At 65.8% G+C, this 23,978-nt stretch carries 25 protein-coding genes; 13 read left to right on the forward strand and 12 right to left on the reverse strand.

Features of this window, described 5'->3' with window-relative positions:
• Positions 1–358: 358 nt before the first annotated feature.
• The gene (locus OKW44_RS03720; protein WP_018425412.1) at positions 359–577 is read right to left on the reverse strand and encodes a hypothetical protein; all 219 of its coding nucleotides are present in this window, start codon (positions 575–577) and stop codon (positions 359–361) included.
• 237 nt (positions 578–814) lie between these two features.
• On the opposite strand from OKW44_RS03720, the gene OKW44_RS03725 reads away from it, so the two are divergent.
• The 3 genes from OKW44_RS03725 to OKW44_RS03735 are packed head-to-tail and all read left to right on the forward strand — an operon-like array spanning position 815 to position 1,978.
• On the forward strand, positions 815–1,459 hold the full coding sequence (locus OKW44_RS03725) for a helix-turn-helix transcriptional regulator (protein WP_018425410.1): 645 nt from the start codon (positions 815–817) through the stop codon (positions 1,457–1,459).
• Positions 1,460–1,519: 60 nt separating this feature from the next.
• Positions 1,520–1,762 carry a DUF1653 domain-containing protein gene (locus tag OKW44_RS03730; RefSeq protein ID WP_018425409.1) on the forward strand — a complete coding sequence of 81 codons (243 nt, stop codon included), beginning with the start codon at positions 1,520–1,522 and terminating at the stop codon, positions 1,760–1,762.
• A gap of 21 nt (positions 1,763–1,783) precedes the next feature.
• Positions 1,784–1,978 carry a YqaE/Pmp3 family membrane protein gene (locus OKW44_RS03735; protein WP_018425408.1) on the forward strand — a complete coding sequence of 65 codons (195 nt, stop codon included), beginning with the start codon at positions 1,784–1,786 and terminating at the stop codon, positions 1,976–1,978.
• Positions 1,979–2,032: 54 nt separating this feature from the next.
• Here the strand turns inward: OKW44_RS03735 and OKW44_RS03740 are convergent, their stop codons facing one another.
• On the reverse strand, positions 2,033–2,341 hold the full coding sequence (locus tag OKW44_RS03740; RefSeq protein ID WP_026226688.1) for a 2Fe-2S iron-sulfur cluster-binding protein: 309 nt from the start codon (positions 2,339–2,341) through the stop codon (positions 2,033–2,035).
• A gap of 309 nt (positions 2,342–2,650) precedes the next feature.
• Between OKW44_RS03740 and OKW44_RS03745 the strand changes: the two genes are divergently transcribed.
• Positions 2,651–2,941: a DUF1488 family protein gene (locus OKW44_RS03745; RefSeq protein WP_026226687.1), complete on the forward strand. Its 291-nt coding sequence runs from the start codon at positions 2,651–2,653 to the stop codon at positions 2,939–2,941.
• 165 nt (positions 2,942–3,106) lie between these two features.
• Here OKW44_RS03745 and OKW44_RS03750 read toward each other — a convergent pair whose 3' ends face one another.
• From OKW44_RS03750 to OKW44_RS03780, 7 genes are all read right to left on the reverse strand, one after another.
• Positions 3,107–3,640, reverse strand: a complete 534-nt coding sequence (locus OKW44_RS03750; RefSeq protein ID WP_018425405.1) for a cytochrome b — start codon at positions 3,638–3,640, stop codon at positions 3,107–3,109.
• A gap of 145 nt (positions 3,641–3,785) precedes the next feature.
• Positions 3,786–5,087 carry an NCS2 family permease gene (locus OKW44_RS03755; protein WP_018425404.1) on the reverse strand — a complete coding sequence of 434 codons (1,302 nt, stop codon included), beginning with the start codon at positions 5,085–5,087 and terminating at the stop codon, positions 3,786–3,788.
• 166 nt (positions 5,088–5,253) lie between these two features.
• Positions 5,254–5,748, reverse strand: a complete 495-nt coding sequence (locus tag OKW44_RS03760; RefSeq protein ID WP_018425403.1) for a YaiI/YqxD family protein — start codon at positions 5,746–5,748, stop codon at positions 5,254–5,256.
• A gap of 140 nt (positions 5,749–5,888) precedes the next feature.
• Positions 5,889–6,155, reverse strand: coding sequence for a DUF4148 domain-containing protein (locus tag OKW44_RS03765; protein ID WP_018425402.1), 267 nt, complete (start codon positions 6,153–6,155; stop codon positions 5,889–5,891).
• 220 nt (positions 6,156–6,375) lie between these two features.
• Positions 6,376–7,146, reverse strand: a complete 771-nt coding sequence (locus OKW44_RS03770) for a slipin family protein (protein WP_018425401.1) — start codon at positions 7,144–7,146, stop codon at positions 6,376–6,378.
• Positions 7,143–8,789, reverse strand: a complete 1,647-nt coding sequence (locus OKW44_RS03775) for an NfeD family protein (protein WP_018425400.1) — start codon at positions 8,787–8,789, stop codon at positions 7,143–7,145. Before OKW44_RS03775 ends, OKW44_RS03770 begins: the two co-directional genes overlap by 4 nt.
• An 85-nt stretch (positions 8,790–8,874) precedes the next feature.
• Positions 8,875–9,921, reverse strand: coding sequence for an AraC family transcriptional regulator (locus OKW44_RS03780; RefSeq protein ID WP_018425399.1), 1,047 nt, complete (start codon positions 9,919–9,921; stop codon positions 8,875–8,877).
• Positions 9,922–10,142: 221 nt separating this feature from the next.
• Between OKW44_RS03780 and OKW44_RS03785 the strand changes: the two genes are divergently transcribed.
• From OKW44_RS03785 to OKW44_RS03825, 9 genes are all read left to right on the forward strand, one after another.
• Positions 10,143–11,276 carry an acyl-CoA dehydrogenase family protein gene (locus OKW44_RS03785; RefSeq protein WP_026226686.1) on the forward strand — a complete coding sequence of 378 codons (1,134 nt, stop codon included), beginning with the start codon at positions 10,143–10,145 and terminating at the stop codon, positions 11,274–11,276.
• Positions 11,277–11,430: 154 nt separating this feature from the next.
• The gene (locus OKW44_RS03790) at positions 11,431–13,122 is read left to right on the forward strand and encodes an AMP-binding protein (protein ID WP_018425397.1); all 1,692 of its coding nucleotides are present in this window, start codon (positions 11,431–11,433) and stop codon (positions 13,120–13,122) included.
• A 117-nt stretch (positions 13,123–13,239) separates the two neighbouring features.
• Complete coding sequence (locus tag OKW44_RS03795; RefSeq protein ID WP_018425396.1) at positions 13,240–14,781, forward strand: CoA-acylating methylmalonate-semialdehyde dehydrogenase; 1,542 nt, start codon at positions 13,240–13,242, stop codon at positions 14,779–14,781.
• A gap of 22 nt (positions 14,782–14,803) precedes the next feature.
• Positions 14,804–15,721: a 3-hydroxyisobutyrate dehydrogenase gene (mmsB, locus tag OKW44_RS03800; protein WP_018425395.1), complete on the forward strand. Its 918-nt coding sequence runs from the start codon at positions 14,804–14,806 to the stop codon at positions 15,719–15,721.
• Positions 15,718–16,518: an enoyl-CoA hydratase gene (locus OKW44_RS03805; protein WP_018425394.1), complete on the forward strand. Its 801-nt coding sequence runs from the start codon at positions 15,718–15,720 to the stop codon at positions 16,516–16,518. Before mmsB ends, OKW44_RS03805 begins: the two co-directional genes overlap by 4 nt.
• Positions 16,515–17,678, forward strand: a complete 1,164-nt coding sequence (locus tag OKW44_RS03810; RefSeq protein ID WP_018425393.1) for an enoyl-CoA hydratase/isomerase family protein — start codon at positions 16,515–16,517, stop codon at positions 17,676–17,678. Before OKW44_RS03805 ends, OKW44_RS03810 begins: the two co-directional genes overlap by 4 nt.
• A gap of 300 nt (positions 17,679–17,978) precedes the next feature.
• Positions 17,979–19,058, forward strand: a complete 1,080-nt coding sequence (locus OKW44_RS03815) for a hypothetical protein (protein WP_018425392.1) — start codon at positions 17,979–17,981, stop codon at positions 19,056–19,058.
• A 179-nt stretch (positions 19,059–19,237) separates the two neighbouring features.
• The gene (locus OKW44_RS03820; RefSeq protein ID WP_018425391.1) at positions 19,238–19,420 is read left to right on the forward strand and encodes a CsbD family protein; all 183 of its coding nucleotides are present in this window, start codon (positions 19,238–19,240) and stop codon (positions 19,418–19,420) included.
• A 249-nt stretch (positions 19,421–19,669) separates the two neighbouring features.
• Positions 19,670–20,764 carry an AI-2E family transporter gene (locus OKW44_RS03825; protein ID WP_018425390.1) on the forward strand — a complete coding sequence of 365 codons (1,095 nt, stop codon included), beginning with the start codon at positions 19,670–19,672 and terminating at the stop codon, positions 20,762–20,764.
• A gap of 48 nt (positions 20,765–20,812) precedes the next feature.
• Here OKW44_RS03825 and OKW44_RS03830 read toward each other — a convergent pair whose 3' ends face one another.
• The 3 genes from OKW44_RS03830 to OKW44_RS03840 form a co-directional block, all read right to left on the reverse strand.
• A complete protein-coding gene (locus tag OKW44_RS03830) occupies positions 20,813–22,096 on the reverse strand; it encodes an MFS transporter (protein WP_018425389.1) in 1,284 nt (427 codons plus the stop codon).
• Positions 22,097–22,162: 66 nt separating this feature from the next.
• On the reverse strand, positions 22,163–22,999 hold the full coding sequence (locus OKW44_RS03835; RefSeq protein WP_018425388.1) for a siderophore-interacting protein: 837 nt from the start codon (positions 22,997–22,999) through the stop codon (positions 22,163–22,165).
• A gap of 64 nt (positions 23,000–23,063) precedes the next feature.
• Entirely contained in the window at positions 23,064–23,912 is an 849-nt protein-coding gene (locus tag OKW44_RS03840) for a PadR family transcriptional regulator (protein WP_018425387.1), read from the reverse strand.
• Positions 23,913–23,978 lie beyond the last annotated feature (66 nt).

Below are 23,978 nucleotides of genomic sequence, written 5' to 3' on the forward strand. Positions count from 1 at the left end.
GCCGGACGCATGATGCTGAACCGCTCGGTGTACTTCTCGCGACGGCGAATGCGGGCGGCGCATTGCCGGAGTGACGGGATCGCAGATAGAGGGCGGTCGAACAGTCGGGGGTAGTGCGGAGATGCCGGGTTGAAACTGCCTGGTGCTGCCAGTGCTATATGGGTGCGAGGTACAACAATTGCAACATGATGCCTGAAATAGGGCTGATTGGATAGTGCCAACTTCAGCGCACGACCGGAACGCCCGACTGGCGGGGCTTCGCGGGCGGTTGGCGAAGTCGTGTCGGATGCGGGACCGGTGACGGACGCGCGAATCGCGTGAGTGGCGCGCGCGAGGCTCGTTATCCGAAACGCGTTCGTCAGCGCGACGTCTCGGCGACGCGCTTCTGCAATTCGCGCGCGGCCACCAGCGGCAGGCGCGCGTCGTCCCAGCCGGCCAGCCATTCGACTTCCTTCGCCGTGAAGACCTGACCATAGTTGCGCAGCGCGTACTGCAGCGAATCGATGATGTGGTTGCGAATGATCTCCGGCGTGCGCTTGTCGTCGAGCACGGCGCGAAGCGCTTCGAGTGTGGCCATCGGTTGGCTCCGTTCGGTTGGGTGTCGGTGAATCAGTGTTTATCGCACGAAAAAAATGTGCTCGCGAGGTAGACAAAATAGCCGTCCGGCATCGATTCGCGGCGCCAGCGCGAGGCCGCTACAATGGCGACTTCCTGAATTGCGGACCGAGCGGGCGCGCCGGCATCCATTGCGTGCATCTGGCCTCGTCGTCATCCGCTATCGCGCGCCGCCTCCTTCGAACCTCGCGTTTTTTCCATGCGCAACCCGAACGTGTCTCCTGTCAAAGACCTGCTGCTGAAGCGGTACGCGCCGATCGCCGACGGCATCGCCGCGCTGCTCTATCCGTGCGCCGAGGTGGTGATTCACGATCTGCGCGACCAGACCATCGCGTATCTGGTGAACAATCTGTCGCGGCTCGAGGTGGGCGCGCCGTCGGTGCTCGACGACGCTCACTTCGCGGCGCGCGGCCAGACCATCGGTCCCTACGAGAAGCTGAACTGGGACGGCCGCCGCATGCGCTGCGTGAGCAACATCCTGTTCGACGACGACGGCAAGCCCGCCGGCATCCTGTGCGTGAACTTCAACATCGCGGTGTTCGAGGATGTGCGCTCGACGCTCGATCTGTTCATCAAGGGCGGCGCGATGACGGACGCGCCTGCCGACGATCTGTTCCGCGACGACTGGCAGGACCGCATCAACACGTATCTGCACACGTGGCTGCGTGACCGGCAGATCGGCATCAATGCGCTGACGCGCGAGCACAAGCGTGAAATCGTCGAGGCGCTGCACGCGCAGGGCGCGTTTCGCGGCCGCAGCTCGGCGAACTACGTGGCCGCAGTGCTGACGATGGGCCGCGCAACCGTCTACAAGATCCTGAAGCAGATGAAAGAGGGCGGCTGAGCTCCGGCGCGCCGCGCTTGAAAGTGCATCGATGACGCCCCAAATAAGGACAGACACACCATGCGCTACCGGCACTACAAAGGCGGCATTTACGAACTGGTCTGCGAGGCCACGCTCGAATCGGATCCGACGGTCACGATGATCGTCTACAAGGCGGCCAATGGTACGATCTGGACCCGTCCAGCGACGGTGTTTTTCGAGCTGGTAGAGCAGGAAGGTGTCAAGGTGCCGCGTTTTGCGCCGCTCGATGAGTTCAACAACGAGGTAGATGCGTCCCCCGCGGACTCGCCCATGCTGCCGTAATCACAGGAACAGGGAAACCGAATGCGTCTTTTGCTTGCCATCATTTTGCCGTGGCTGCAGTTTTTCACGATCGGCCGTCCGTTTGCGGGCATCATCTGCCTGATTCTGCAAATCACGGTGATCGGCTGGGTGCCGGCGGCCATCTGGTCGGTGTATGCGCTGAGCCAGTACAACACGGACAAGAAAATCGCCCGCGCGATGGGCAACGCGCGATAAGACACAGCGCGTGAGAGCGTCGGCGAGCGCGGCGCCAGGCCCCCATGCTCCCGCTCACCGTGCCGGTATCGCGACCGCATCCGGCACTTCGATCACCAGGTCGGTTTCCGCGACCGCCACGCACGGCAGGATATAACCGTCCGCCTTTTCCTCGCGGCTCACGCCGGGCCATTCAATCGAGTAGCGCACACGCCCAGACGTCATCCGGCACAAGCATGTTCGGCACGTGCCGTTGCGGCACGAACGCGGCAAACGCAGATTGGCGAAAGCGGCGGCTTCGAGAATCGTCAGCGAATCGGGCGCTTCGAAGCTCTGGCCGAGCGGCTCGACGCGAACCACAGGCGGGCGGGTGGGGGCGGACATCGTGCAAGTCAATGACTAGGTGCGCGACACTTTACACGGGATCGGACACCGCTTTATGCCGCGCCGCAACATCGGCGCGTCAGTCGCGCCTTCAAGAAAAAATCGGGGAAATCTTGCACGTGGCCCGAACTCGTCTAAAGTGAATCAATTCACCTCCGCGTGGCGCGAACTGACGATGCCGCGTCGAGGCGACGGCCCGCGTCGGCTGCATGGGACAAGGAGGAACGAGCGGCGGACGCGATAGCAAGCAATCAATCAGCGCGTGCATTACCCGAGCGCATCGTGCGCGCACTCTTCCAGGTGACTCCCATGCAGATCCAATTCCCGAACGAAGCCCCTGAATATTCAGGTCGCGAACTTACTTTGGCGTTTCCGGCAATGGTCGATGGGCAGAGGGTGGAGTGCATGATCACCGCGGAAGCGCTCGAAGATCACTTCGGCGCCGCGTCGCCCCGGCTGGAGGACATGATCGTGGCGTTCGACGCGCACCGGCCGCGCATCGAGGCCGCCACGCGCCGGCTGTTGTCGGAAACGCGCGCGCAGTGTCTCGTGCTCAGAAGCGGTTACGTGCGGTTTTACGAGGCGAACTGGCGTAACTGACCGATCTGAAGTTATCGGCTGGCTACCGGTACCGAAGCTTCGGCAAGCGCTACTGCTGCCGAAGCGCGAAGTTCGGATTCACCGGTGTCGCTGCCACTGGCTGGCCTGCGCGTAAGCCGCGGCCGCGTGCAATGCATCGGCGGCACGTAGCCAACTCCATTGCTTTCAAATGATCCGCCGCAGCGCCCGATCCCTGAACACCACATGGTGCGCGATCGCCGCGAGCGCGTGCAGTCCGATCACCCAATAGAACAAGTTGCCGAGCCACTCGTGCGCGTCCTTCAACAGCGGCCGCGCGATCGAATCCGCACGCACCAGCGTGAAGCCGATGTCCGTCCATGCGAGCGACACCGGCCGCCCGCCCGCATTGACCATCAGCATGCCGAGCAGCGGCTGCGCGAAGATGAACACATAGAGCGCGAGGTGCGCGGAGCGCCCGAAAAAAGCGAGCAGCCGATTGCTTTCGAGCTCCTCCGGCGCGCCGGCCCACAATCTCCACAGCAGCCGCAACACGGCCAGTCCGAGCACCAGCGTGCCGGCCCACAAATGCACGCCGGTCCAGAACGCGCGGCTGTCGGAGCCGCGCGGGCCGCGGATTTCGATGGCCAGATAGGCCAGCGCGACCAGCAGAAAAATCATCCAGTGGAAGAAAATCGCGGGCTTCGTGTAGCGGTCCGTCGTGCGGTTATATGAGGACATCGAGGCTCCTGGGGGGGCGACCCGTGCCGCTGCGACCGGATCGGTCGCGACCCGGTCGATCGCGGTCGAGCGTCATTCGAAACATCGGATGATAAACGGTCCCCGAACCCGACGACACATTCGCCCCCCCGACGGCGCGACCTCCTCACTCGCTGCCGAGATAGAAATACCGGAACAGGAAAATCGCCGCGATGATCCACACGACCAGCTTCACCTGGCGCGCCTGGCCCGTCAGCAGCTTGAGTCCCGCGTACGAGATGAAACCGAACGCCACGCCGTTCGCGATCGAGTAGGTGAACGGCATCAGCAGTGCGGTCAGCGCGGCCGGCACGACCTCGGTCGCGTCGTCCCACGGCAGGTCGACCAGTTCGCGCAGCATCAGGCACGACACGTACAGCAGCGCGGGCGCGGTTGCATACGGCGGCACCACTTCGGCGAGCGGCGCGAAAAACAGCGCCGCGACGAACAGCACGGCGACCGTGATCGCGGTCATGCCGGTACGGCCGCCGGCCTGCACGCCCGACGCGCTTTCGATATACGCGGTCGTCGACGAAGTACCGAGCATCGAGCCGGCGAGAATCGCGGTGCTGTCCGCGAGCAGCGCGCGGTTCAGCCGATGCATCTTGCCTTCCACCAGCAGCCCCGCGCGGTTCGCGACGCCCATCAGCGTGCCGGTCGCATCGAACAGCTCGACGAGGAAGAACACCAGCACCACGTTCAGCACGCCGCTCGACAGCGCGCTGCGGATATCGAGCTGGAACAGCGTCGGCGCGATCGACGGCGGCGCGGACACGATGCCGTGAAACTGGTTGCCGCCAAAGAAAAAGCTCAGGATCGTCACGCCGACGATACCGATCAGGATCGCCCCGCGCACACGCATATGATCCAGCGTCACGATGCCGAAGAAGCCCATCGCGGCGAGCACGACGTGCGCGTCATGCAGATTGCCGAGCGTGACGAGCGTGGCCGGATTGCCGACCACGACGCCGGCCGACTTCAGCGAAATGATCGCTAGAAAAAGACCGATACCGCCGGTGATCGCGATGCGGATCGAATGCGGGATGCCCTTGACGATCACCTCGCGCACGCGGAACAGCGTGACGATCAGGAACAGGCACCCGGAGATGAACACCGCGCCGAGCGCGGCCTGCCACGTGTAGCCCATGCCCTTGACGACCGTGTACGCGAAGTACGCGTTCAGGCCCATGCCGGGCGCGAGCGCGATCGGGTAATTCGCGTACAGACCCATGATCAGCGACGCGAGCGCGGACACGAGGCAGGTCGCGACGAACACCGCGCTCTTCGGCATGCCGGCGTCGCCGAGAATCGCCGGGTTCACGAAGATGATGTAGGCCATCGTCAGGAAAGTGGTCACGCCGGCTAGCACTTCGGTGCGCAGGTTAGTGTCGACGGCGTCGAAGCCGAAGTAGCGTTTGATCGAGTCCATGTGGCGGGTTTTCTCTCTTTCGTCGTTCAGACAGTGTTGTTTGTGATCGAGGCGGTGACAGCGCGGCGCGGCAAGGCAGGCCGCGCGGCGGGGTTACGGCGGAATTGTAATCACGAATGGCAGCGCCCCGGCGCCCGCGGCAGCGCCAGCAGGCCGCCCGGCCCCGTCAGGCGGGCGGTTTGCCGTGCGACTGTGGCGCCTGCGCATCACCGCGAGGCGCCTGACGCGCGAGCCAGCGATCGAGTTCGCCAGCAAACGCCTTGCCATCGCGCGCGCTGAAGGCGGCCGGCCCGCCCGTGTCGACGCCGCTGGCGCGCAACTGGTCGAGCATCGAGCGCATGCGCAGCCGTTCTTCGATCGTGCCGGGCGTGTACCAGTTGCCGAGCGGATCGAGCGCGTGGGCATTTTTTGCCAGCACGGCGGCGGCGAGCGGGATGTCGGCGGTGATCACGAGGTCGCCCGCGACGACGCGCTCGACGATCAACTGATCGGCGGCGTCGAAGCCGGACGGCACCTGAATCGCGCGGATCAGCGGCGACGGCGGCACGCGCAGGAACGCATTGGCGACCAGCGTCAGCGGCATGCCGGTCCGGCGCGCCGCGCGATAAAGCATGTCCTTGACGACGGCCGGGCAGGCGTCGGCATCGACCCAGATTGGCATGGTGCGGGTTCCGGCCGTGTGCGGCTGGTCTGCTGCGTCGAGAATGGCGGGACGGGATGATACCTTGCCGCGACGCAAGCCGCGCCCTGCCGCCCGCGGCGGGCGGCATTCAGGCTGCGACCATGCAAGCCGCGACCGCTTTACTGCACGGTCGTCGGGGCGTTGCCTTGCCGCTGCTCGCGGTGTTGCGCGACGATGCGGCTCGCGCGCTGCGCGTTCTCCGGATAGTCGATCCAGTCCAACGGATCGTAGCCGGCGGCGAGCCATTCCACGAGGTCAGCGCGGACCTGGGCGCGCGTTTTCGGCGCCGACGGGTCGGCGGGCTGCGTCACCGCTTGCGCGTAGACGGTGCTGATACTCACGGCGGCCAACAGCGCGCCGAGTCCAATGCGGGAAAACAGAGTCATGGCGGGCTCCTGCGGAGCGGAAAAAACAGCCGGGCAATATGGTTTATCGGTGCGCGCCGGGTAAGGCGGTAGAACGCAGCGCATCATTTCTGCCGGCAGATCGAACCCGCCGCGAGCCTCGTTCCCCACGTGAGCGCAAGCAACGCGGAAGCGGGCGGGTTTGCTGAAAACTTCGACGCTAGTCCGTGCCAAATGGGTGTCCTGACAAAATATCGTCCTATCACGCCGAAGGCTTGTTGAACCGTTCCATCACCGAGCTCAACAGGTCGATCGGCAGCGGGAACACGATCGTCGAGTTCTTGTCGGCGGCGATCGTCACCAGCGTCTGCAGATAGCGCAACTGCATCGCCTGCGGTTGCCGCGCGAGCGTCTGGGCCGCCTCCAGCAACTGCTTCGATGCCTGCAACTCGCCTTCCGCGTGAATCACCTTCGCGCGCCGTTCGCGCTCGGCTTCGGCCTGACGCGCAATCGCGCGGATCATCGTTTCATTGATATCGACGTGCTTGATCTCGACGATCGATACCTTGATGCCCCACGCGTCGGTTTGCGAGTCGAGCACTTTCTGGATGTCGGTGTTCAGCTGCTCGCGCTCCGACAGCAGCTGGTCGAGGTCGTGCTTGCCGAGCACCGCGCGCAGCGTCGTCTGCGCCAGCTGGCTGGTCGCCTCGAAGTAACGCGCGACCTGGATCACCGCCTTCTCCGGATCGACGACGCGGAAATACACGACCGCGTTGACCTTGACCGACACGTTGTCGCGCGTGATCACGTCTTGCGTCGGCACGTCGAACACGATGGTGCGCAAATCCATGCGCACCGCCTGCTGCACGATCGGAATGATCAATACGAGCCCGGGCCCCTTGACCTTCCAGAAGCGGCCGAGCATGAACACGACGCCGCGTTCGTACTCGCGAAAAATCCGCACCGACGACGCAATCAGCGCGACCACGAGCAGGATCAGGATGCTGCCGAAGCCGAATGTGAAGCCGATCATGAGTGTTCTCCTTGTAAGGCGTCGACCGACGTTACGGGCACCACGGTCAGTGTGAGGCCGTTGCGCGCCGTCACGCGCACGCTCTGACCCGGCGCGGCCGGCGTGGCGCTCGAGACGCGCCAGCGCTCGCCGTGCACGCGCGCCCAGCCGGCGAGCGGGCCGCCCGCCGCGTGTTCGGGTTCGGGCAGCAAGCCGCCGTCCAGCACCACGCCGACGCAGCCGATCAGCGCCTCCGAGCCCGTCACGACCGGCCGCCGCCGCGCGCGCAGCGCGAGCCGCGACACGCCGAGCACGAACGCGACGCTGAACACGACGACCGCGGCGATCAGCGGCAGCGGGATGCCGTAGCCGGGCACGTCGGTATCCATCAGCATCATTGAGCCGACCACGAACGCGACCACGCCGCCGAAACCGAGCGAGCCGAAGGTCGGCAGGAACGCCTCGCCGATCAGGAAGGCGATGCCGAGAAAGATCAGCCCGAGGCCGACGTAGCTGATGGGCAGCATCTGCATCGCGAACAGGCCGAGCAGCAGGCTGATCGCGCCGACTACGCCGGGCAGCACGAAGCCCGGATTCGCGAATTCGAAGAACAGGCCATACATGCCGAGCATCAGCAGAATCAGCGCGACGCTCGGATCGGTGATCACGGCGAGAAAGCGGCTGCGCCAGTCGGGTTCGAGCGTGATCAGCGGCGCATGCGCGGTGTGCAGCGTGACGCTGCCCGCGCTCGTGACGTACGTGCGGCCGTCCAGCTGGCGCAGCAGGTCCGGCACGTCGCGCGCGACGATATCGACGACGTGCTGCGCGAGCGCTTCTTCATCGGACAGGCTCACCGCTTCGCGGACCGCGCGCTCGGCCCAGTCGGCGTTGCGGCCGCGCATCTGCGCGAGGCCGCGGATGTAGGCGGCGGCATCGTGAACCTGCTTGCGCAGTTCGGTCGATTGGGTGTCGAGCGGCAGTGCGCTGGCGGCTTCGGACGATGCGCCGGGTGACGCAGGCGCAGGCGCGGACGCGCCGCGAGGCAGCGTGCGCATGTCCGGCAGTCCCGGCGTGCCCGACGTGCCTGGCGTGCCCGGGGTGGCTGGCGTTACCGGCGGGCCGCCGGCGGGCGGCTCGTTGCCGCCGATGCCCATCTGGATCGGCGTCGCGGCGCCGAGGTTGGTGCCCGGCGCCATCGCCGCGATATGGCTCGCGTAGACGATGTAGGTGCCGGCGCTGGCCGCGCGCGCGCCGCTCGGCGCGATGAAGGTCGCGACCGGCACCGGCGAGGCGAGGATCGCCTTGATGATCTGCCGCATCGACGTATCGAGGCCGCCGGGCGTATCGAGTTGCAGGACCGCGAGCTGTGCGCGCTGGCTGGCCGCGCGCTGCAAACCACGCACGATGAAATCGGCGGTGGCCGGTCCGATCGCGCCATTCACCGGAATCACGACGACGCTGTCGGCGGTCGCTGCGGCAACGTTCGCCGCGCTCGCCGCATTGGCCGCTTGCAGCGGCGCCAGCGCTTCGCGCGTCGCGAAGCCGAACGCGCATAGCACGCCGAGCACGGCGATGCCGCGCATCAAACGGCCCACGATGCCGCCGCGGATAAGCGGCTTGCGCGGACCGGACTGCCGGAGCGGGAGACGCGGAGTCGTGTTCATCGCTGACGGCCGTCGCGCCAGCCGGTGCGAACCGGCGGCGCGGGCCCATACCCTCGATCAAGGCTGGCCTGTTGCCGCTTAAAGCTTAGTCCGATTCGGCGCGTAGCGTGAGATCGAGCCCCGCGGCCCGGGCCGGCCGGTAGTCGGTCGGGCGCATGCCGGTCCATTTGCGGAACGCGCGATGAAACGCGCTCGGCTCCGCGAAGCCGACGGCGTTGGCGATATCGGCGATGGTGCGCTGCGTGCGCTGCAGTTCGGCGATCGCGATGTCGCGCCGCAGCGCGTCCTTGATCGACTGATACGTGTGGCCCTCCTGCTTCAGGTGCCGCCGCATCGTCGCCTCGGCGACGTGCAGGCGCGCGGCCATCTGATCGGCCGCGGGCCAGCCCGACATCGGCAGCGCGCGCAGCGTCTTGCGCACGCGCGCGGCGAGCGAACCCGGATTGCGGTACTTGACGATGAAGCTGCCCGGCGCATCGCGCAGAAACGGCCGCGCCGAGCGTGAAGTCTGGATCACCGGCAGTTCCAGAAACGCAGGGTGGAGATCGACGGACGACTCGGGCTCGTCGAAATACATGTCTTCGCAGAACATCAGCCGGTATTCGTGCGCGGCCGGCGGCGCGGCGCAGCGAAAGCGCGCTTCGAGCAACGGAATGCGCCGGCCGACGAGCCAGCACACTAGCCCGTACACGAGGATGAAATACGTCGCGTAAGCGAACATCGCCGGCTTGCGCGTGCCCGCGCGCTCGACGAACTTCAGGCGCACGCGCTGCGCGTCGGTGTCGATCGTCGCGCCGAGATCGTCGAGCACGAGCCGCATGAAGCCGACCGCGCGCGCAAGCGCCTGCGCGCCGTTGCGCGCGCCCAGCGCCATCTGCGTCATCGCGATGAAGCTGCCGCTTTTCATCCGATGCGAGTCCTGGCCGAAGAATTCGTCGTCGAGCGCGCGTGCGATGCCGGCCCACAGCGCGCCGTATTGCGCCGACGATACGCGGCTTTTCGGCGACGCGAGCATTGCCGCGGCAATGCCGGCCGCTTCGGCGAGCGCTCGCGCGTCGAGGCCGCGCGCCGTCGCGAGCGCGAGCGTTTCCTCGACGAGACTGACGGAGATCGTGCCTTTGTCGCTTTTCATCTGGATTCGGTTTTTCTGGCAAAAGCGCTCAGCATGGGCTTGGTCGTAGTTCATGAAGCCCCAGAAATGGCGAGGCCCCATGCACATGCATGGTAGCAGTATGGCAAAAGCGCTCAGCAAGAATGAGCGGAGCGAGCATCGAACGGCGCGGGCCGCTTGCCTACACTTGCCGCATCGCCGCGATCGCCAGCACGGCCGTCAGCACCAACGAGGACGCAGTCATGGACAGCTTCTACACCGACGAACAACGGATGATCCGCGACGCCGCGCGCGACTTCGCGACCGAATGTCTCGCGCCGCACGCGGCGCAATGGGATCGCGACGCGCAACTGCCGGCCGAGGTCGTCGCGCAGATGGGCGAACTCGGCTTTCTGGGCATGATGGTGCCGGCCGAGTGGGGCGGCTCCTACACCGATTACGTCGCCTACGCGCTCGCGCTCGAAGAGATCGCGGCCGGTTGCGCCGCCTGCGCGACGCTGATGAGCGTGCACAACTCGGTCGGCTGCGCGCCGATCCTGAACTTCGGCAGCGCCGCGCAGAAAGACCGCTATCTGCGCGAGCTCGCCAGCGGCCGGACGATCGGCGCATTCTGCCTGACCGAGCCACAGGCGGGCTCCGAGGCGAACAATCTGCGCACCCGCGCGGAGCGGCGCGACGGGCAGTGGATTCTGAACGGCAGCAAGCAGTTCGTGACCAACGGCGCGCGCGCCGGTCTCGCGATCGTGTTCGCGGTCACCGATCCCGAGCGCGGTAAGCGCGGCCTGTCCGCCTTCATCGTGCCGACCTCGACGCCGGGTTTCGACGTCGGCCGGCCGGAGCACAAGCTCGGCATTCGCGCGTCCGACACCTGTCCGATCTCGCTCGATCAGTGCGCGGTGCCCGAGGCCAATCTGCTCGGCGAGGCGGGCGAGGGTCTGCGCATCGCGCTGTCGAATCTCGAAGGCGGGCGCATCGGCATCGCCGCGCAGGCAGTCGGCATTGCGCGCGCCGCGTTCGACGCCGCGCGCCACTACGCGAACGAGCGCGAGCAGTTCGGCAAGCCGCTGAAAGACCACCAGACGATCGCGAACATGCTTGCCGACATGGCGACGCGCCTGAATGCCGCGCGCCTGCTCGTGCATCACGCGGCACGGCTGCGCTCGGCGGGGCGGCCGTGTCTGTCGGAGGCGTCGCAGGCGAAGCTTTTTGCGTCGGAGCTTGCGGAGGAGATCTGTTCGAACGCGATCCAGATTCATGGCGGCTACGGCTATCTGGAGGACTATGCGGTCGAGCGCCACTATCGGGATGCACGGATTACGCAGATTTACGAAGGGACGAGCGAAGTGCAGCGGATGGTGATCGCGCGCCATGTTTGAGGGCGGCGTTTGAGCGCACAATAGCCTGGCCGTGGATGCTCGCCTGGATCACCGCGGCGAAAAAAAACCGAGCGCGCCCCGCGCCATTCGCAACTACGTTGCATGGGACCGGAGTAAGCGCTAAAGCGCTAACTCTGGTCGACAGGAGACGACGATGACAGCAGCGAAAGCCTTTCTCGAAGCGCGCGATCTGCTAGTGCGCCATCGCACCGACTACGAGCGCGCGTACCGCGAATTCGCGTGGCCCGCGCTCGGCGAGTTCAACTGGGCGCTCGACTACTTCGACGCGATCGCGCATGGCAACGACAACCCCGCGCTGTGGATCGTCGACGATCCTTCCAGCGACGGTCTGCGTCTGTCATACGCGCAGATGTCGGAGCGCTCGTCACGGATGGCGAACTTTCTGCGCGGCGCGGGCGTCGGCCGCGGCGACCGTGTGCTGCTGATGCTGCCGAACCGCGTCGAGTTATGGGACGTAATGCTCGCCGCGATGAAACTCGGCGCGATCGTGCTGCCCGCCACCACGCAGCTATCCGCCGAGGACGTGCGCGACCGCGTGCAGATCGGCGGCGCGAAGTTCGTCGTGGTCGACAGCGCGGAGCTGGGCAAATTCGATGCACTCGACGTGCCGCTCACCCGCCTGTCGGTCGGTGCGCCGCGCGACGGCTGGATCGATGTTGCCGCCGCGTACGAGGCTTGGCCGCATTTCACGCCGGACGGTGTCACCCACGCCAGCGATCCGCTGTTGCTGTACTTCACGTCCGGCACCACATCGAAGCCGAAGCTGGTCGAGCATACGCACCAGAGCTATCCGGTCGGGCATCTGTCGACGATGTACTGGATCGGCCTGCAACCCGGCGACATCCATTGGAACATCAGCTCGCCGGGCTGGGCCAAGCACGCGTGGAGCTGCTTCTTCGCGCCGTGGAACGCGCAGGCCTGCGTGTTCGTGTTCAACGTCCCGCGCTTCGTGCCGAAAGACACACTCGCCGCGCTTGTGCGCTTCAACGTCACCACGCTGTGCGCGCCGCCGACCGTCTGGCGCATGCTCGTGCAGGAGCCGCTCGGCGACTATCCGGTGAAGCTGCGCGAAATCGTCGGCGCTGGCGAGCCGCTGAATCCGGAGGTCATCGAGCGCGTCAGGCACGCGTGGGGCATTACGATTCGCGATGGCTACGGCCAGACCGAAACGACCTGCCAGATCGGCAATTCGCCGGGCCAGCCGGTCGTGGCCGGCTCGATGGGGCGTCCGCTGCCGGGCTACCGGGTCGAGCTGCTCGACGCCGACGACCAACCGGTCGGCGAAGGCGAAATCGCGCTGCCGCTCGCCGAACGGCCGCTCGGCCTGATGACGGGTTACGCGAACAACGCCAACGCCACCGCGCAGTCGATGCGCAACGGCTTCTATCGCACGTCGGATGTCGCGCTGCGCCGCGACGACGGCTCCTACGTGTACGTCGGCCGCTCGGACGACGTGTTCAAGTCGTCCGACTATCGCCTGAGTCCGTTCGAACTCGAAAGCGTGCTGATCGAACACGAGGCGATCGGCGAGGCGGCCGTCGTGCCGAGCGCGGACGCGTTGCGTCTGTCGGTGCCGAAGGCGTTCGTCACCGTGCGTCATGGCTACGAAGCCGGTCCCGAACTCGCGCGCGCGGTGTTCGCGTTCTCGCGCGAAAAACTCGCGCCGTACAAGCGGATTCGCCGTCTGCAATTCAGCGAACTGCCGAAGACGATCTCCGGCAAGATCCGCCGCGTCGAATTGCGGCGCCGCGAAATGGAGCGCGCGGCCGAGCCCGCGCGTCTGCCGGACGAGTATTGGGAAGAGGATTTTCCCGACTTGCGGTGACTGTCTTTATTCCTCGCCATTGCTGGTTTGCCGCCCCGGTTTGAACCGCACGCGTTGAATTCGAGCTTCGGATTCGACTCGTCGGGGCACTGTTTTCTAAATCATAGGAGTTTCAGCATGAGCAGCCTTGCTTCGAACGAGACCGGCCGCGACGTTGCCGGCGCCGTGGCCACCGTCAAACTGCTGATCAACGGCGAGTTCGTCGAATCGAAGACGACCGAGTGGCGCGACATCGTGAACCCGGCCACGCAGGCGGTCCTCGCCCGCGTGCCGTTCGCGACCGTCGCGGAAGTCGACGCAGCGGTGCGCAGCGCGCACGCCGCGTTCAAAACGTGGAAGGACACGCCGATCGGCGCGCGCATGCGCATCATGCTGAAGTACCAGGCGCTGATTCGCGAGCATATGCCGCGCATCGCGAAGACGCTGTCGGCCGAGCAAGGCAAGACGATTCCCGATGCCGAGGGCGACATCTTCCGCGGTCTGGAAGTCGTCGAGCACGCGTGTTCGATCGGCACGTTGCAGCAGGGGGAGTTCGCCGAGAACGTCGCGGGTGGTGTGGACACCTACACGCTGCGCCAGCCGCTCGGCGTATGCGTCGGCATCACGCCGTTCAATTTCCCCGCGATGATCCCGCTGTGGATGTTCCCGATGGCGCTCGTGTGCGGCAATACCTTCGTGCTGAAGCCATCCGAGCAGGACCCGCTGTCGACGATGCAGCTCGTCGAACTGGCGCTCGAAGCCGGCGTGCCGAAGGGAGTGCTGAACGTCGTGCACGGCGGCAAGGAAGTCGTCGATGCGCTGTGCACGCACGAACTGGTGAAGGCGATTTCGTTCGTCGGCTCGACGGCGGTCGGCACGCATGTGTATCGCCTCGGCAGCGAACACGGCAAGCGAGTGCAGTCGATGATGGGCGCGAAGAACCACGCGGTCGTGCTGCCCGACGCGAATCGCGAACAGACCCTCAACGCGCTCGCCGGCGCCGCGTTCGGCGCCGCTGGGCAACGCTGCATGGCGAGCTCGGTGGCGGTGCTGGTCGGTGCCGCGCGCGAGTGGCTGCCCGAGCTCGTCGCGAAGGCGAAGACGCTGAAGGTCAACGCGGGTCACGAGCCGGGCACCGATGTCGGGCCGGTCGTGTCGCGCGCCGCGAAGCAGCGCATTCTCGGTCTGATCGACGCGGGCGTGAAAGAGGGCGCGGCGCTCGTGCTCGACGGCCGCGATGTGAACGTGCACGGCTACGAGCAGGGCAACTTCATCGGCCCGACGGTGTTCACCGACGTGACGGCCGACATGGAAATCTACCGCACCGAAATCTTCGGGCCGGTGCTCGTGGTGCTGAACGTCGCGACGCTCGACGATGCTATCGCGCTCGTCAACGCCAACCCGTTCGGCAACGGCGTCGGCCTCTTCACGCAAAGCGGCGCGGCGGCGCGCAAGTTCCAGAGCGAGATCGATATCGGCCAGGTCGGCATCAATATTCCTATCCCGGTGCCGGTGCCGTTTTTCAGCTTCACCGGTTCGCGCGGCTCGAAGCTTGGCGATCTCGGTCCCTACGGCAAGCAGGTCGTGCAGTTCTACACGCAGACCAAGACGGTCACCGCGCGCTGGTTCGACGACGACACCGTCAACGATGGCGTCAACACGACGATCCGCCTGCGTTGAAGGCACACACGGAGACGACATCATGAAGATCGGCTTTATCGGACTCGGCAATATGGGCGCGCCGATGGCGCTGAACCTGCTGAAGGCGGGCCACGCGCTCACCGTGTTCGACCTCAGCGCGCAAGCTGTGCGCACGCTCGTCGACGCGGGCGCGCAGCCGGCCCGCTCACCGCAAGCCGCCGCGAGCGACGTCGAATGCGTAATCACGATGCTGCCCGCCGCGGCTCACGTGCGCAGCGTGCTCGTCGCGGACGATGGCATCCTCGCCGGCATCGCGCCGGGCGTGCCGATCATCGATTCGAGCACGATCGATCCCGCCAGCGTGAAAGCGTTTGCCGAACTCGCCGCGGCTCATGGCAACAGCTTCGTGGATGCACCGGTCTCGGGCGGCACGGGCGGCGCGGCGGCGGGCACGCTGACCTTCATGGTCGGCGGCAGTGCGAGCGCGTACGAGCAGGTCAAGCCAGTGCTGTCGGCGATGGGACAAAACATCGTGCATTGCGGCGACACCGGCACGGGCCAGGTCGCGAAGATCTGCAACAACCTCGTGCTCGGCATCTCGATGGCGGGCGTCGCCGAGGCGATGTCGCTCGGCGAGGCGCTCGGTATCGACACGAAGGTGCTCGGTAGCATCATCAATACGTCGACCGGGCGCTGCTGGAGTTCGGACACGTATAACCCGATGCCGGGCGTGATCGAGACCGCGCCGTCGTCGCGCGGCTATAGCGGCGGCTTCGGCACCGACCTGATGCTGAAAGACCTCGGCCTCGCCACCGATGCCGCGCGTGGCGTGCGTCAACCGGTCTATCTCGGCGCGCTCGCGCAGCAGCTTTATCAAACGATGAGCGCGAACGGCGCGGGGCGCCTGGACTTTTCGGCGGTGATCAAGCTGTATCGCTCGCGTGAGCGCGGCGGTAACGGCCAGGGAGGCACGCAATGATCGACCTAGATTACGCACATGACGGCGCCGTTGCCTTGATCACGTTGAAACGGCCCCCCGCGAACGCTTGCACGCCCGACGCTCTGCTGCAATTGCAACGCACCGTCGAGCAGTTAAACGCCGATGCGCGCGTGCGCGCGTTCGTGATCACCGGCGACGGTCCGAAGTTTTTCAGCGCGGGCGCCGATCTGAACACGTTCGCCGACGGCAATCGCGAAGTCGCGCGCACCACGGCCGCGCGTTTCGGCACGGCCTTCGAGTCGCTGCAGAACGCGCGGCCCGTCGTCATCGCGGCGCTCAACGGCTTTGCGATGGGCGGCGGTCTCGAATGCGCGCTCGCGTGCGATATCCGCATCGCCGAGCAGCATGCGGTGCTGGCGCTCCCCGAGACGGCGGTCGGTCTGCTGCCATGCGGCTGCGGCACGCAGACGCTGCCGTGGCTCGTCGGCGAAGGCTGGGCCAAGCGGATGATTCTGACCGGCGAGCGCGTCGATCCGGCGACCGCGCTCAGCATCGGTCTCGTCGAAGAGGTGGTGGAGCGCGGCGCCGCGCGTGAAGCCGCGTTGAACATGGCGCAGCGCGTCACCGGTTTGAGCCCGCAGGCGGTCAGCTTCAGCAAGGAGCTGATCCATCAGGCGCGGCATGGCGTGCCGCGCGCCGCCGCGCTCGCACTAGAACGCGAGCGCTTCGTCGATCTGTTCGATGGCGCCGATCAGCGCGAGGGCGTCAACGCGTTCCTCGAAAAACGCGCGCCGCGCTGGCAGACGAGCCGTGCATCGCGGGAGACGCAGCGATGAGCGCTTTGCACGGCTTTGCGGTCGAAATGCGCGACGCGACGAACACGCAAGCCGAACCCGACGTGCTGTTTCGCGTCGTCAACCGCGTGGCGATCATCACGCTGAACCGGCCTGCCGCGCTCAACGCGCTGTCGCACGCGATGGTGCGCGAACTCGCGGTGCTGGTCGAGCATTGCCGCACCGATCCCGGGATCGTCGCGCTGGTGCTGAAGGGCGCTGGCGACAAGGGCTTTTGCGCGGGCGGCGACGTGCGCGAGGTGCATCGGCTCGCGACGCAGGGCGACCCACGCTGGCTCGCGTTCTTCGTCGACGAGTACCGGCTCGATTACGCGTTGCACACGTTTCCAAAGCCGGTGGTCGCGCTGCTCGACGGCATCGCGATGGGCGGCGGCATGGGCCTCGGCCAGGCGGCGCGGCTGCGCATCGTGACCGAACGCAGCCGCATCGCGATGCCGGAGACGCGCATCGGCTTCGTGCCTGACGTCGGCGCGAGCCGCTTTCTGAGCGTGATGCCGGCCGAGCTTGCGCTGTATGTCGGGCTGACCGGCGCGACGCTAGCGGGCGCCGATGCGATGCGCCTGCAACTGGCCGACCTGTGCGTGCCGGCCGACTGGCTCGCGAGCTTCGAGGAACGTCTGCAGCGCATGTCGCACGACGGCGAGCGCATCGACGCGCTGCGCGCCGTGTTCGAGCCGCCGTGCAATATCGTGCCGCACGCGCCGCTCGGCGCGCTGACGCAACTGATCCTGCGCCACTTCGACCGGCGTTCGGGCGTCGAGCGCATCGTCGCGACACTGCGTCAGGATCTCGAACGCGAACCGCCGCGCGAGGTGCGGCAATGGCTGCAAGCGACCTACGACGCACTGACCGCCCATTCGCCGACGATGCAGCACGTGACGCGCGAAGCGCTGCTGCGCGGCCGGCAGATGACGCTTGCCGATTGCTTCCGGATGGAGCTCGGCATCGTGAAGCGCTCGATCGAGGAAGGCGATTTCCGCGAGGGCGTGCGCGCGCAACTGATCGACAAGGACCGTCGGCCGCGCTGGTCACCGGCGACGCTCGCCGATGTGCAACCCGAGCGCGTGCGGCATTTCCTGAGTTCGCCGTGGCATCGCGACGCGCATCCACTGGCGGCGCTGGGCGCGGAGCATGGCGACTGACTTGCGCGGCGTATCGCATGCCGCGCGGGGCGCGCGGCCCGGCGCACCCGCGCCCGCCCTTAGGTCTGCTTGGCATGTCCCGCCCATCAGCCGCCGGTGCCAATTGTGGTCTGGCGGACACAAACTACGCGCGCCAATTGACATCTTTCCGGGCGCAATCTTAGATAGATAGTTCAGCCCCGTCCCGACCGGCAAAGCCTGCTCGCAGCCCTCATCACGGCGCTCGTCCGACCTGCGGTGCGTTTATACGTCACCGCTTCCCGCATTCTCGTGCTCTTGATCGATCAGGAGGCAATGCGCATGGAAAAGCCGTCAGATGAGAATCGCCGCTCCAAACCCTTCGGCGACAAACCCGCTTCCCACGTCGAGCAGGGCCCTCATGCAAAAAAGCTCGCCCTCACCGCGCCAGGCGGCATTGCGGTTCTGGTGGGCAGCGGTATCTACTGGGTGGTGACCTTTTCGCATCGCGTGCCGGATGCGGATTGCTTTCCTCCCGGCATCGAGTGCATTAAAAAGGTCGCCGCGGTGATGAAGGAAGTCAGCGACGCTGATCGCGCAACCAGCATGGGTGAGAGCTGGCTGCTTGCGTTGCTGGTCACGGCCTTCACGTTCCTCGTGTTCTATGTTCACATTTGCCGGGGAGAAGAAGAACGGGCGCGGACCATCGCGGAACGCGAGGTCGAGGAGAAGAAGCGTATCGCGGAAGAGGAAGGCGAGGCCGCTCCCTACGTCGACTCCCGCTCGAAGGGCAGTCAGACGGCGACCGGACCCACCGAAGGCGACGAGTCGGATGAACGGTCTTTGCTCGTGCCGTCGATCCATGCGTTGGGCCGCTGTTACGAAGTGTTGCAACTGCAACTTTACCTGAGAGCGGGTTATCCGATTTACTATGCCGTGCCAGAGGCCATTCTGAAGACCGAAATTTTGCGGTCCTGCGCGGCGGGAAAATCCACCGAGGAGTGCTGGGAAGAAATGTGCACGTTCCTGCGTGACAAGGTCTTCCGCGGCAAGCTGCCCGACGCCGGTAATCTGCAGAAGCAGTGCGTCTACGTGATCGACCGGACCAAGCCTCCCGCGTGCTTCATCAATCACGATGCGGGGCTGCTGACCTTCGAAGGCATCGATCTAGACGTGGGCTGGCGCGAACTGCCGCTACCGGCGAGTTACATGCTCGATGAACGCAGGGAGCGCTACCGCAAGAGAGTGCTTTCGTTCAAGCCGGCCGATGACGAAGCCGCGCTGCGAAACCTCTTGAATGGCGCAAAGAACAAGGAACTTTTCAAGCATATCTTTCATGGCGCGAAAGATGATGATCCTGATCCGGCTCACGGCAAGGATGCCGCCAACGACGCCGCGAAGGACACCGTCACGGTGAGATGACGATGCGCGGCGCACTGGATATCGGGAACGATGAATGCTAGGAATTTTCAGGTTGCTCCGACGCGGATCGCCTCTGGCGAAGCGATCCGCGCCATGACGAGGCGCGTCGCGCCGTACGTTGGCTGTTTCGTTGCAACGCCAGCAGGCAACTCCACAGTCAAACCTAGCAGGAAGGCACCATGGACAGGAATCGTGTAGAAGGTACAGCGAAGGAGCTCAAGGGCTCGGTCAAGGAAGCGATTGGCAAGGTCACCGGCAATCGCGCGAAACAGGCCGAAGGGGCGGCCGAAAAAATAGCCGGTAGGATACAGGCGAGAATCGGCGAAGAAACCGAAGAGGTACGAGAGCGTGTGAAGAGTTAGCGAGCCGAAACTTCACATACCCGCAGCCTCATTTATCCTGCCCCCCGGTTTCGGGCGCATCAAGTCAGGCACGCAAGCCGTGCAATGACGCACCGCGTGCGTAGCGCCTCGCACGCTGCCGGTGCTCGCCGCGTCGCGCCCTCTCGGCGCGGCGTTCGGACACACGGAACGTGTAAATTTCTGTTACGGTCCAGAGTCAGCCGGCGCACTCGTCGCGTCGGCGCCGCATCGCCCATTCGAGGACGCTTCATGCTGGGATTCGACGTCGGCGCGGCCAGGAAAATCTGGACCGCGTCTCTGCTCGCGCTGCTATTTTTCCTCATCTATATCGCGTCGACGACGGTGCTCGTCGTCGTGTTCGCGGTGTTTTTCAGCTATCTGATCTACCCGATGGTGGTGCTGGTCGAACGCGTGAGGCCGCGCCGCATGCCGCGCGTCGTGTCGATCGCGGTCGTGTTCGTCGTCGTGGTCGCGCTGCTCGCGGTGGTTGGCTCAGTGTTCGGCGTGGAATTGCAGGATCAGGCGACGCGCCTCGTCACGCAACTGCCCGCACTTCTGCGCACCGATGTGCCGAACCGTTTTCCGCTTCCGCATTTTCTCGAACCGCTGCGCGAGCGGATCGTCGATTTCGTGCGCAGCCAGATCGAGACCGGTTCCGACAAGGCCGTGCCGTTGGCGCGCAGCCTCGGGCTCGGCGTCGTTCATGCGGCGAGCAACCTGATCTACCTGGTGCTGATTCCGATTCTGAGCTTCCTGCTGATCAAGGACGGCGAACGGATGCGCGACGCGTTTCTGGCGTTGCTGAACAGCCGGCATCGCGTGCTGTGGAACGAGATCGTCGACGATCTGAACGTGCTGCTGTCCAAGTACGTGCGCGCGCTGCTGTTGCTGTCGCTCGCCACGCTATTTAGCTACGGCGTCGTGTTTTCGCTGCTCGGCGTGCCGTACGCGTTTCTGCTCGCGGTCAGCGCGGGGATGCTCGAATTCGTGCCGTTCGCGGGGCCGCTTGCCGCGGTCGCGATCACGCTCGTGGTAGCCGTATTCAGCGGCTATCCGCACCTGTTGTGGCTCGTGATTTTTATCGGACTGTACCGGCTGTTCCAGGACTACGTGCTCAATCCGTATCTGATGAGCGAAGGCGTGGAGGTCAGTCCGTTTCTGGTAATCGTCGGACTGCTCGCGGGCGATCAGCTTGGCGGCGTCGCTGGGATTTTTCTCGCGGTGCCCGTCATCGCGACGCTGAAAATCGTGATCGGCCGGGCGCGCGTGTTTTACACGGCGTCGCACGGGCAGGGCGAGGCCGCGCGGCGCGCGCTGACGGGCAGCACCGACGATGAGGCGTAACGCGCGGCGCGCAGTGGGCGAAGCGACACCGCGCGCCGCCTGGCATCGCTAACCTTCTCCAGCGATGTGAGCTTCAATGCCGGCGCGAGGCATCGTCGCGCCAGCGGCGCTGGCCGCCGCCACTTCGCGCGGCGCGCCCTTCACGCGCGAGACCCACAGCACCGCCGCGCATGCGACCGCCACTGCCGCCCAGCCGACGGCTCCATATCCGTCGATGCGGCCATCAGCCGACGTGCTCAGCATCAAGCCGCCGAGCCACGCGCCGGTGCCGGTGCCGAGCGCCTGCAGCGCGCTGTTCGCGCTCAGGAACGCACCGCGTCGCGCGGGCTCGGGGACCGTGGTCAGCAGTGCCTGCATGGGCACCATGCGGCCGTTCATCAACACGAGGAAGCACGGGAAGAACAGCACGAGCGCGTAGAACGGCAGGTTCGGCAGATGCGTGATGAACAGCACCGGCACGAACGACAGCAGCGCCGCGCAGCGGAACACGCGCTGCGTGCCGAAGCGGTCGGCGAATCTGCCGACGAGGCGCGACGTGAAGAAGGTCGCCGCACCGCCGGCCATGTAAAGCCACGACAGCTGTCGCGGCGCGACGCCGTGATTGGCGACCAGCATCGGCGCGATGAACGGGATCACCAGCATGTGCGCGATCATCATCATGAACGTCAGCGCGAACGCGTTCAGATGGCTTCGGTTGCTCAGCAGGCGCCACAGCTCGGGCAGTACTTCCGCGAGCGGCGGCTGCCGGCGGCTCAGATGCGCGGCCAGCGATGGCACCTGTTGCGAGGCCGCGAACCACACCAGCAGCGACAACGCGACCAGCAGGAAGAACGGCGCCGCCCAGCCGAACTGCGCGCCGAGCATCACGCCGGCCGGCACGCCGGCGATCGCCGCGAGCGAGAACGCGGTCATGATCGTGCCGGTCGCGGCGCCACGCCGTTGCAGGGGGATCACGTCGCCGACGATCGCCATGATCACGGAGCCGAGCACGCCGCCCGTGATGCCCGCGAACGCGCGCGCAGCGAGCAGCAGCGCGAAGCTCGACGCGAGCGCGCACGCGAGGTTCGACAGCGCGAACAGCGCGTAAATGGTGAGCAGCAGACGGCGCCGGTCGAAGCGGTCGATATAGGTCGCCGCGAACAGGCCCGACAGCCCCGAGCACCACGAATACGCGGATACGGCCGTCGCGAACGCGGCCGGCGCGATCTGGAACGCGCTCATGATCTGCGGGCCGAGCGGCATCATCACCATGAAGTCCATGATGATCGTGAACTGCGTGAGCGCGAGCAGCCACAACAAACGACGCTCGTGCCGTGCAGTGATTGAGTACATCGGTTGATTTCCTTTTGTTGTCGTTCGAAGTACGTCGCTAATGCCGCGCGCGACGCGAGCAGAAGCTCAGTCGTCGATCGTTTCGTGGACCGCGACCGCGCCCTGTTTCCAGTAGCTGGCCGCGCGAATCCGCGTTTTGTCGACGCCGCGCTCGCCGCATAGATGCTGACGCACCGCGCGGATCGTTGCCGCTTCGCCTGCGGCCCACACGTAGCCTTCGCCGTTCTCCGGCAGCCAGATCTCGCGCACCGCGTGCAACAGCGGTTCGCCGCGCGTGCCGTTTTGCGTGTTGGCTTCGTTGCGATAGCACCAGACGAGATGCAACTCGGCCTGCGTCGTGAACTCGATGCGAGCCGACGGATCGGCGACCTCGATCACCGCGGCGACGCGCGTGGCGGCAGGCAACTCTTCGAGACGGCGCGCGATCGCGGGCAGCGCGGTGTCGTCGCCGATCAGCAGATGCCAGTCGAAGCCGGTCGGAATCACCAGCGAACCGCGCGGGCCGCCGACGCCCAGATACTGGCCCACCTGCGCCTGCGCGGCCCACGTCGCTGCGGGGCCCGCGTCGTGCATCGCGAACTCGATGTCGAGCTCGCGGGCGTCGCGATCGAAACGGCGCGGCGTGAAATCCCGCGCGGTCGGCCGCTTGCCTTCCGGGAACACCGGGCCGTCGGGGCCGGCTTGCGGCAGCGTAGGTTTGTCGGCGCCGAGGTCGGGGAAGAAGACCTTGATGTGGTCGTCGAACGAGGCTGAGACGAAGTCGTGCAGATCGTCGCCGGTGAAGGTCACGCGAATCAGGTGCGGCGTCAGCGCGCGTACCTGCTTGACCTGCAGCAGACGAAACTTCAACGGATGCCGTACGCGATGCACGGCGAGATCAGGGCGAGTGTGTTGCTCTTGCATGTGGGCGATGCTCCGGTTCGGTTCAGGAGGGCGCGCGGGTCGCCTCGTGGACGGGCGCGCGTTGTCAGGCGGTCGGCTCGCTGTCGTTGCCGGGCTTTGCGATGTCGCCACGGCTGCCGCCTTCGATTTCTTTGGCCGCGCGCATCAGAATCGCTGCGATGCGGCGCTGTTCGTCGGCCGGCGCGTTGTCGCGGCGCAGCAGCGCGTTCTTCAGCGTGCGGCGCGCTTCATTCAGCTCGGGCACCCAGCCGCCTTCGCTGATGTCGGCCGGCTCCTCGCCGGCAAACGCGCGGCGCACCGAATCCATCTTGCGTGCGATATGCGAAAGTCGCGCGAGCATCAGCTCGACGCGCTCGCGGTTCGCGGCCAGATATTCGCGGCCCGCATCCGCCAGTTCATAGCGCTTGCGGTTGCCTTCGAGCTGCACGGTGACGTAGCCGAGTTCTTCGAGATAGGTCAGTGCTGGATAGACCATGCCGGGGCTCGGGCTGTAGAAGCCGTTCGAGCGCGTTTCGAGCGCCTTGATCAACTCGTAGCCGTGACTCGGCTGCGCTTCGATCAGCGATAGCAGCAGCAGTTGCAGATCGTCGGAGCTGAATTTGCGGCCACGCGGGAAACCATCGCCGTCGCCGCCGAAGCCGCCGGGGCCGCCGCCGAAACTACCGTATCCGCCCGGACCGCCGAAACCACCGCCGAAGCGTGCGCCACGGCCGCCGAAGCGCCCCTCGTGATGGCGGCCAAAGGCGTGACGCAAAACGTGCAGCAGGTAGTGGTGGCGGGCGCCGGAGGAAGCGCATGCTTCGGAGGCGCCGAGGTCGGCGACTTCGCTCGCCTGCGGCGACGGAAGGCCGAAACCGCCATGAAAACGGTCGCGCGCGCCGCGCGGACCGGAAAAATGATGAGGATGACGCATCTGGGACTCTCCTATGAGTGTCGTAAGATGCATCTTACGATATATATCTTAAGACAGTCTGTCAAA

Source organism: Paraburkholderia lebeckiae, assembly GCF_050436325.1.
In the GTDB taxonomy this organism is placed as follows: Bacteria; Pseudomonadota; Gammaproteobacteria; order Burkholderiales; family Burkholderiaceae; genus Paraburkholderia; species Paraburkholderia tuberum.

Coding starts and splice junctions, on each gene's coding strand:
- OKW44_RS03720 (WP_018425412.1), bottom strand. CDS start 577: ATGGCCACACTCGAAGCGCTTCGCGCCGTGCTCGACGACAAGCGCACG.
- OKW44_RS03725 (WP_018425410.1), top strand. CDS start 815: ATGCGCAACCCGAACGTGTCTCCTGTCAAAGACCTGCTGCTGAAGCGG.
- OKW44_RS03760 (WP_018425403.1), bottom strand. CDS start 5,748: ATGCCAATCTGGGTCGATGCCGACGCCTGCCCGGCCGTCGTCAAGGAC.
- OKW44_RS03740 (WP_026226688.1), bottom strand. CDS start 2,341: ATGTCCGCCCCCACCCGCCCGCCTGTGGTTCGCGTCGAGCCGCTCGGC.
- mmsB (WP_018425395.1), top strand. CDS start 14,804: ATGAAGATCGGCTTTATCGGACTCGGCAATATGGGCGCGCCGATGGCG.
- OKW44_RS03730 (WP_018425409.1), top strand. CDS start 1,520: ATGCGCTACCGGCACTACAAAGGCGGCATTTACGAACTGGTCTGCGAG.
- OKW44_RS03820 (WP_018425391.1), top strand. CDS start 19,238: ATGGACAGGAATCGTGTAGAAGGTACAGCGAAGGAGCTCAAGGGCTCG.
- OKW44_RS03765 (WP_018425402.1), bottom strand. CDS start 6,155: ATGACTCTGTTTTCCCGCATTGGACTCGGCGCGCTGTTGGCCGCCGTG.
- OKW44_RS03825 (WP_018425390.1), top strand. CDS start 19,670: ATGCTGGGATTCGACGTCGGCGCGGCCAGGAAAATCTGGACCGCGTCT.
- OKW44_RS03775 (WP_018425400.1), bottom strand. CDS start 8,789: ATGAACACGACTCCGCGTCTCCCGCTCCGGCAGTCCGGTCCGCGCAAG.
- OKW44_RS03795 (WP_018425396.1), top strand. CDS start 13,240: ATGAGCAGCCTTGCTTCGAACGAGACCGGCCGCGACGTTGCCGGCGCC.
- OKW44_RS03755 (WP_018425404.1), bottom strand. CDS start 5,087: ATGGACTCGATCAAACGCTACTTCGGCTTCGACGCCGTCGACACTAAC.
- OKW44_RS03840 (WP_018425387.1), bottom strand. CDS start 23,912: ATGCGTCATCCTCATCATTTTTCCGGTCCGCGCGGCGCGCGCGACCGT.
- OKW44_RS03785 (WP_026226686.1), top strand. CDS start 10,143: ATGGACAGCTTCTACACCGACGAACAACGGATGATCCGCGACGCCGCG.
- OKW44_RS03830 (WP_018425389.1), bottom strand. CDS start 22,096: ATGTACTCAATCACTGCACGGCACGAGCGTCGTTTGTTGTGGCTGCTC.
- OKW44_RS03835 (WP_018425388.1), bottom strand. CDS start 22,999: ATGCAAGAGCAACACACTCGCCCTGATCTCGCCGTGCATCGCGTACGG.
- OKW44_RS03770 (WP_018425401.1), bottom strand. CDS start 7,146: ATGATCGGCTTCACATTCGGCTTCGGCAGCATCCTGATCCTGCTCGTG.
- OKW44_RS03735 (WP_018425408.1), top strand. CDS start 1,784: ATGCGTCTTTTGCTTGCCATCATTTTGCCGTGGCTGCAGTTTTTCACG.
- OKW44_RS03750 (WP_018425405.1), bottom strand. CDS start 3,640: ATGTCCTCATATAACCGCACGACGGACCGCTACACGAAGCCCGCGATT.
- OKW44_RS03815 (WP_018425392.1), top strand. CDS start 17,979: ATGGAAAAGCCGTCAGATGAGAATCGCCGCTCCAAACCCTTCGGCGAC.
- OKW44_RS03805 (WP_018425394.1), top strand. CDS start 15,718: ATGATCGACCTAGATTACGCACATGACGGCGCCGTTGCCTTGATCACG.
- OKW44_RS03780 (WP_018425399.1), bottom strand. CDS start 9,921: ATGAAAAGCGACAAAGGCACGATCTCCGTCAGTCTCGTCGAGGAAACG.
- OKW44_RS03745 (WP_026226687.1), top strand. CDS start 2,651: ATGCAGATCCAATTCCCGAACGAAGCCCCTGAATATTCAGGTCGCGAA.
- OKW44_RS03790 (WP_018425397.1), top strand. CDS start 11,431: ATGACAGCAGCGAAAGCCTTTCTCGAAGCGCGCGATCTGCTAGTGCGC.
- OKW44_RS03810 (WP_018425393.1), top strand. CDS start 16,515: ATGAGCGCTTTGCACGGCTTTGCGGTCGAAATGCGCGACGCGACGAAC.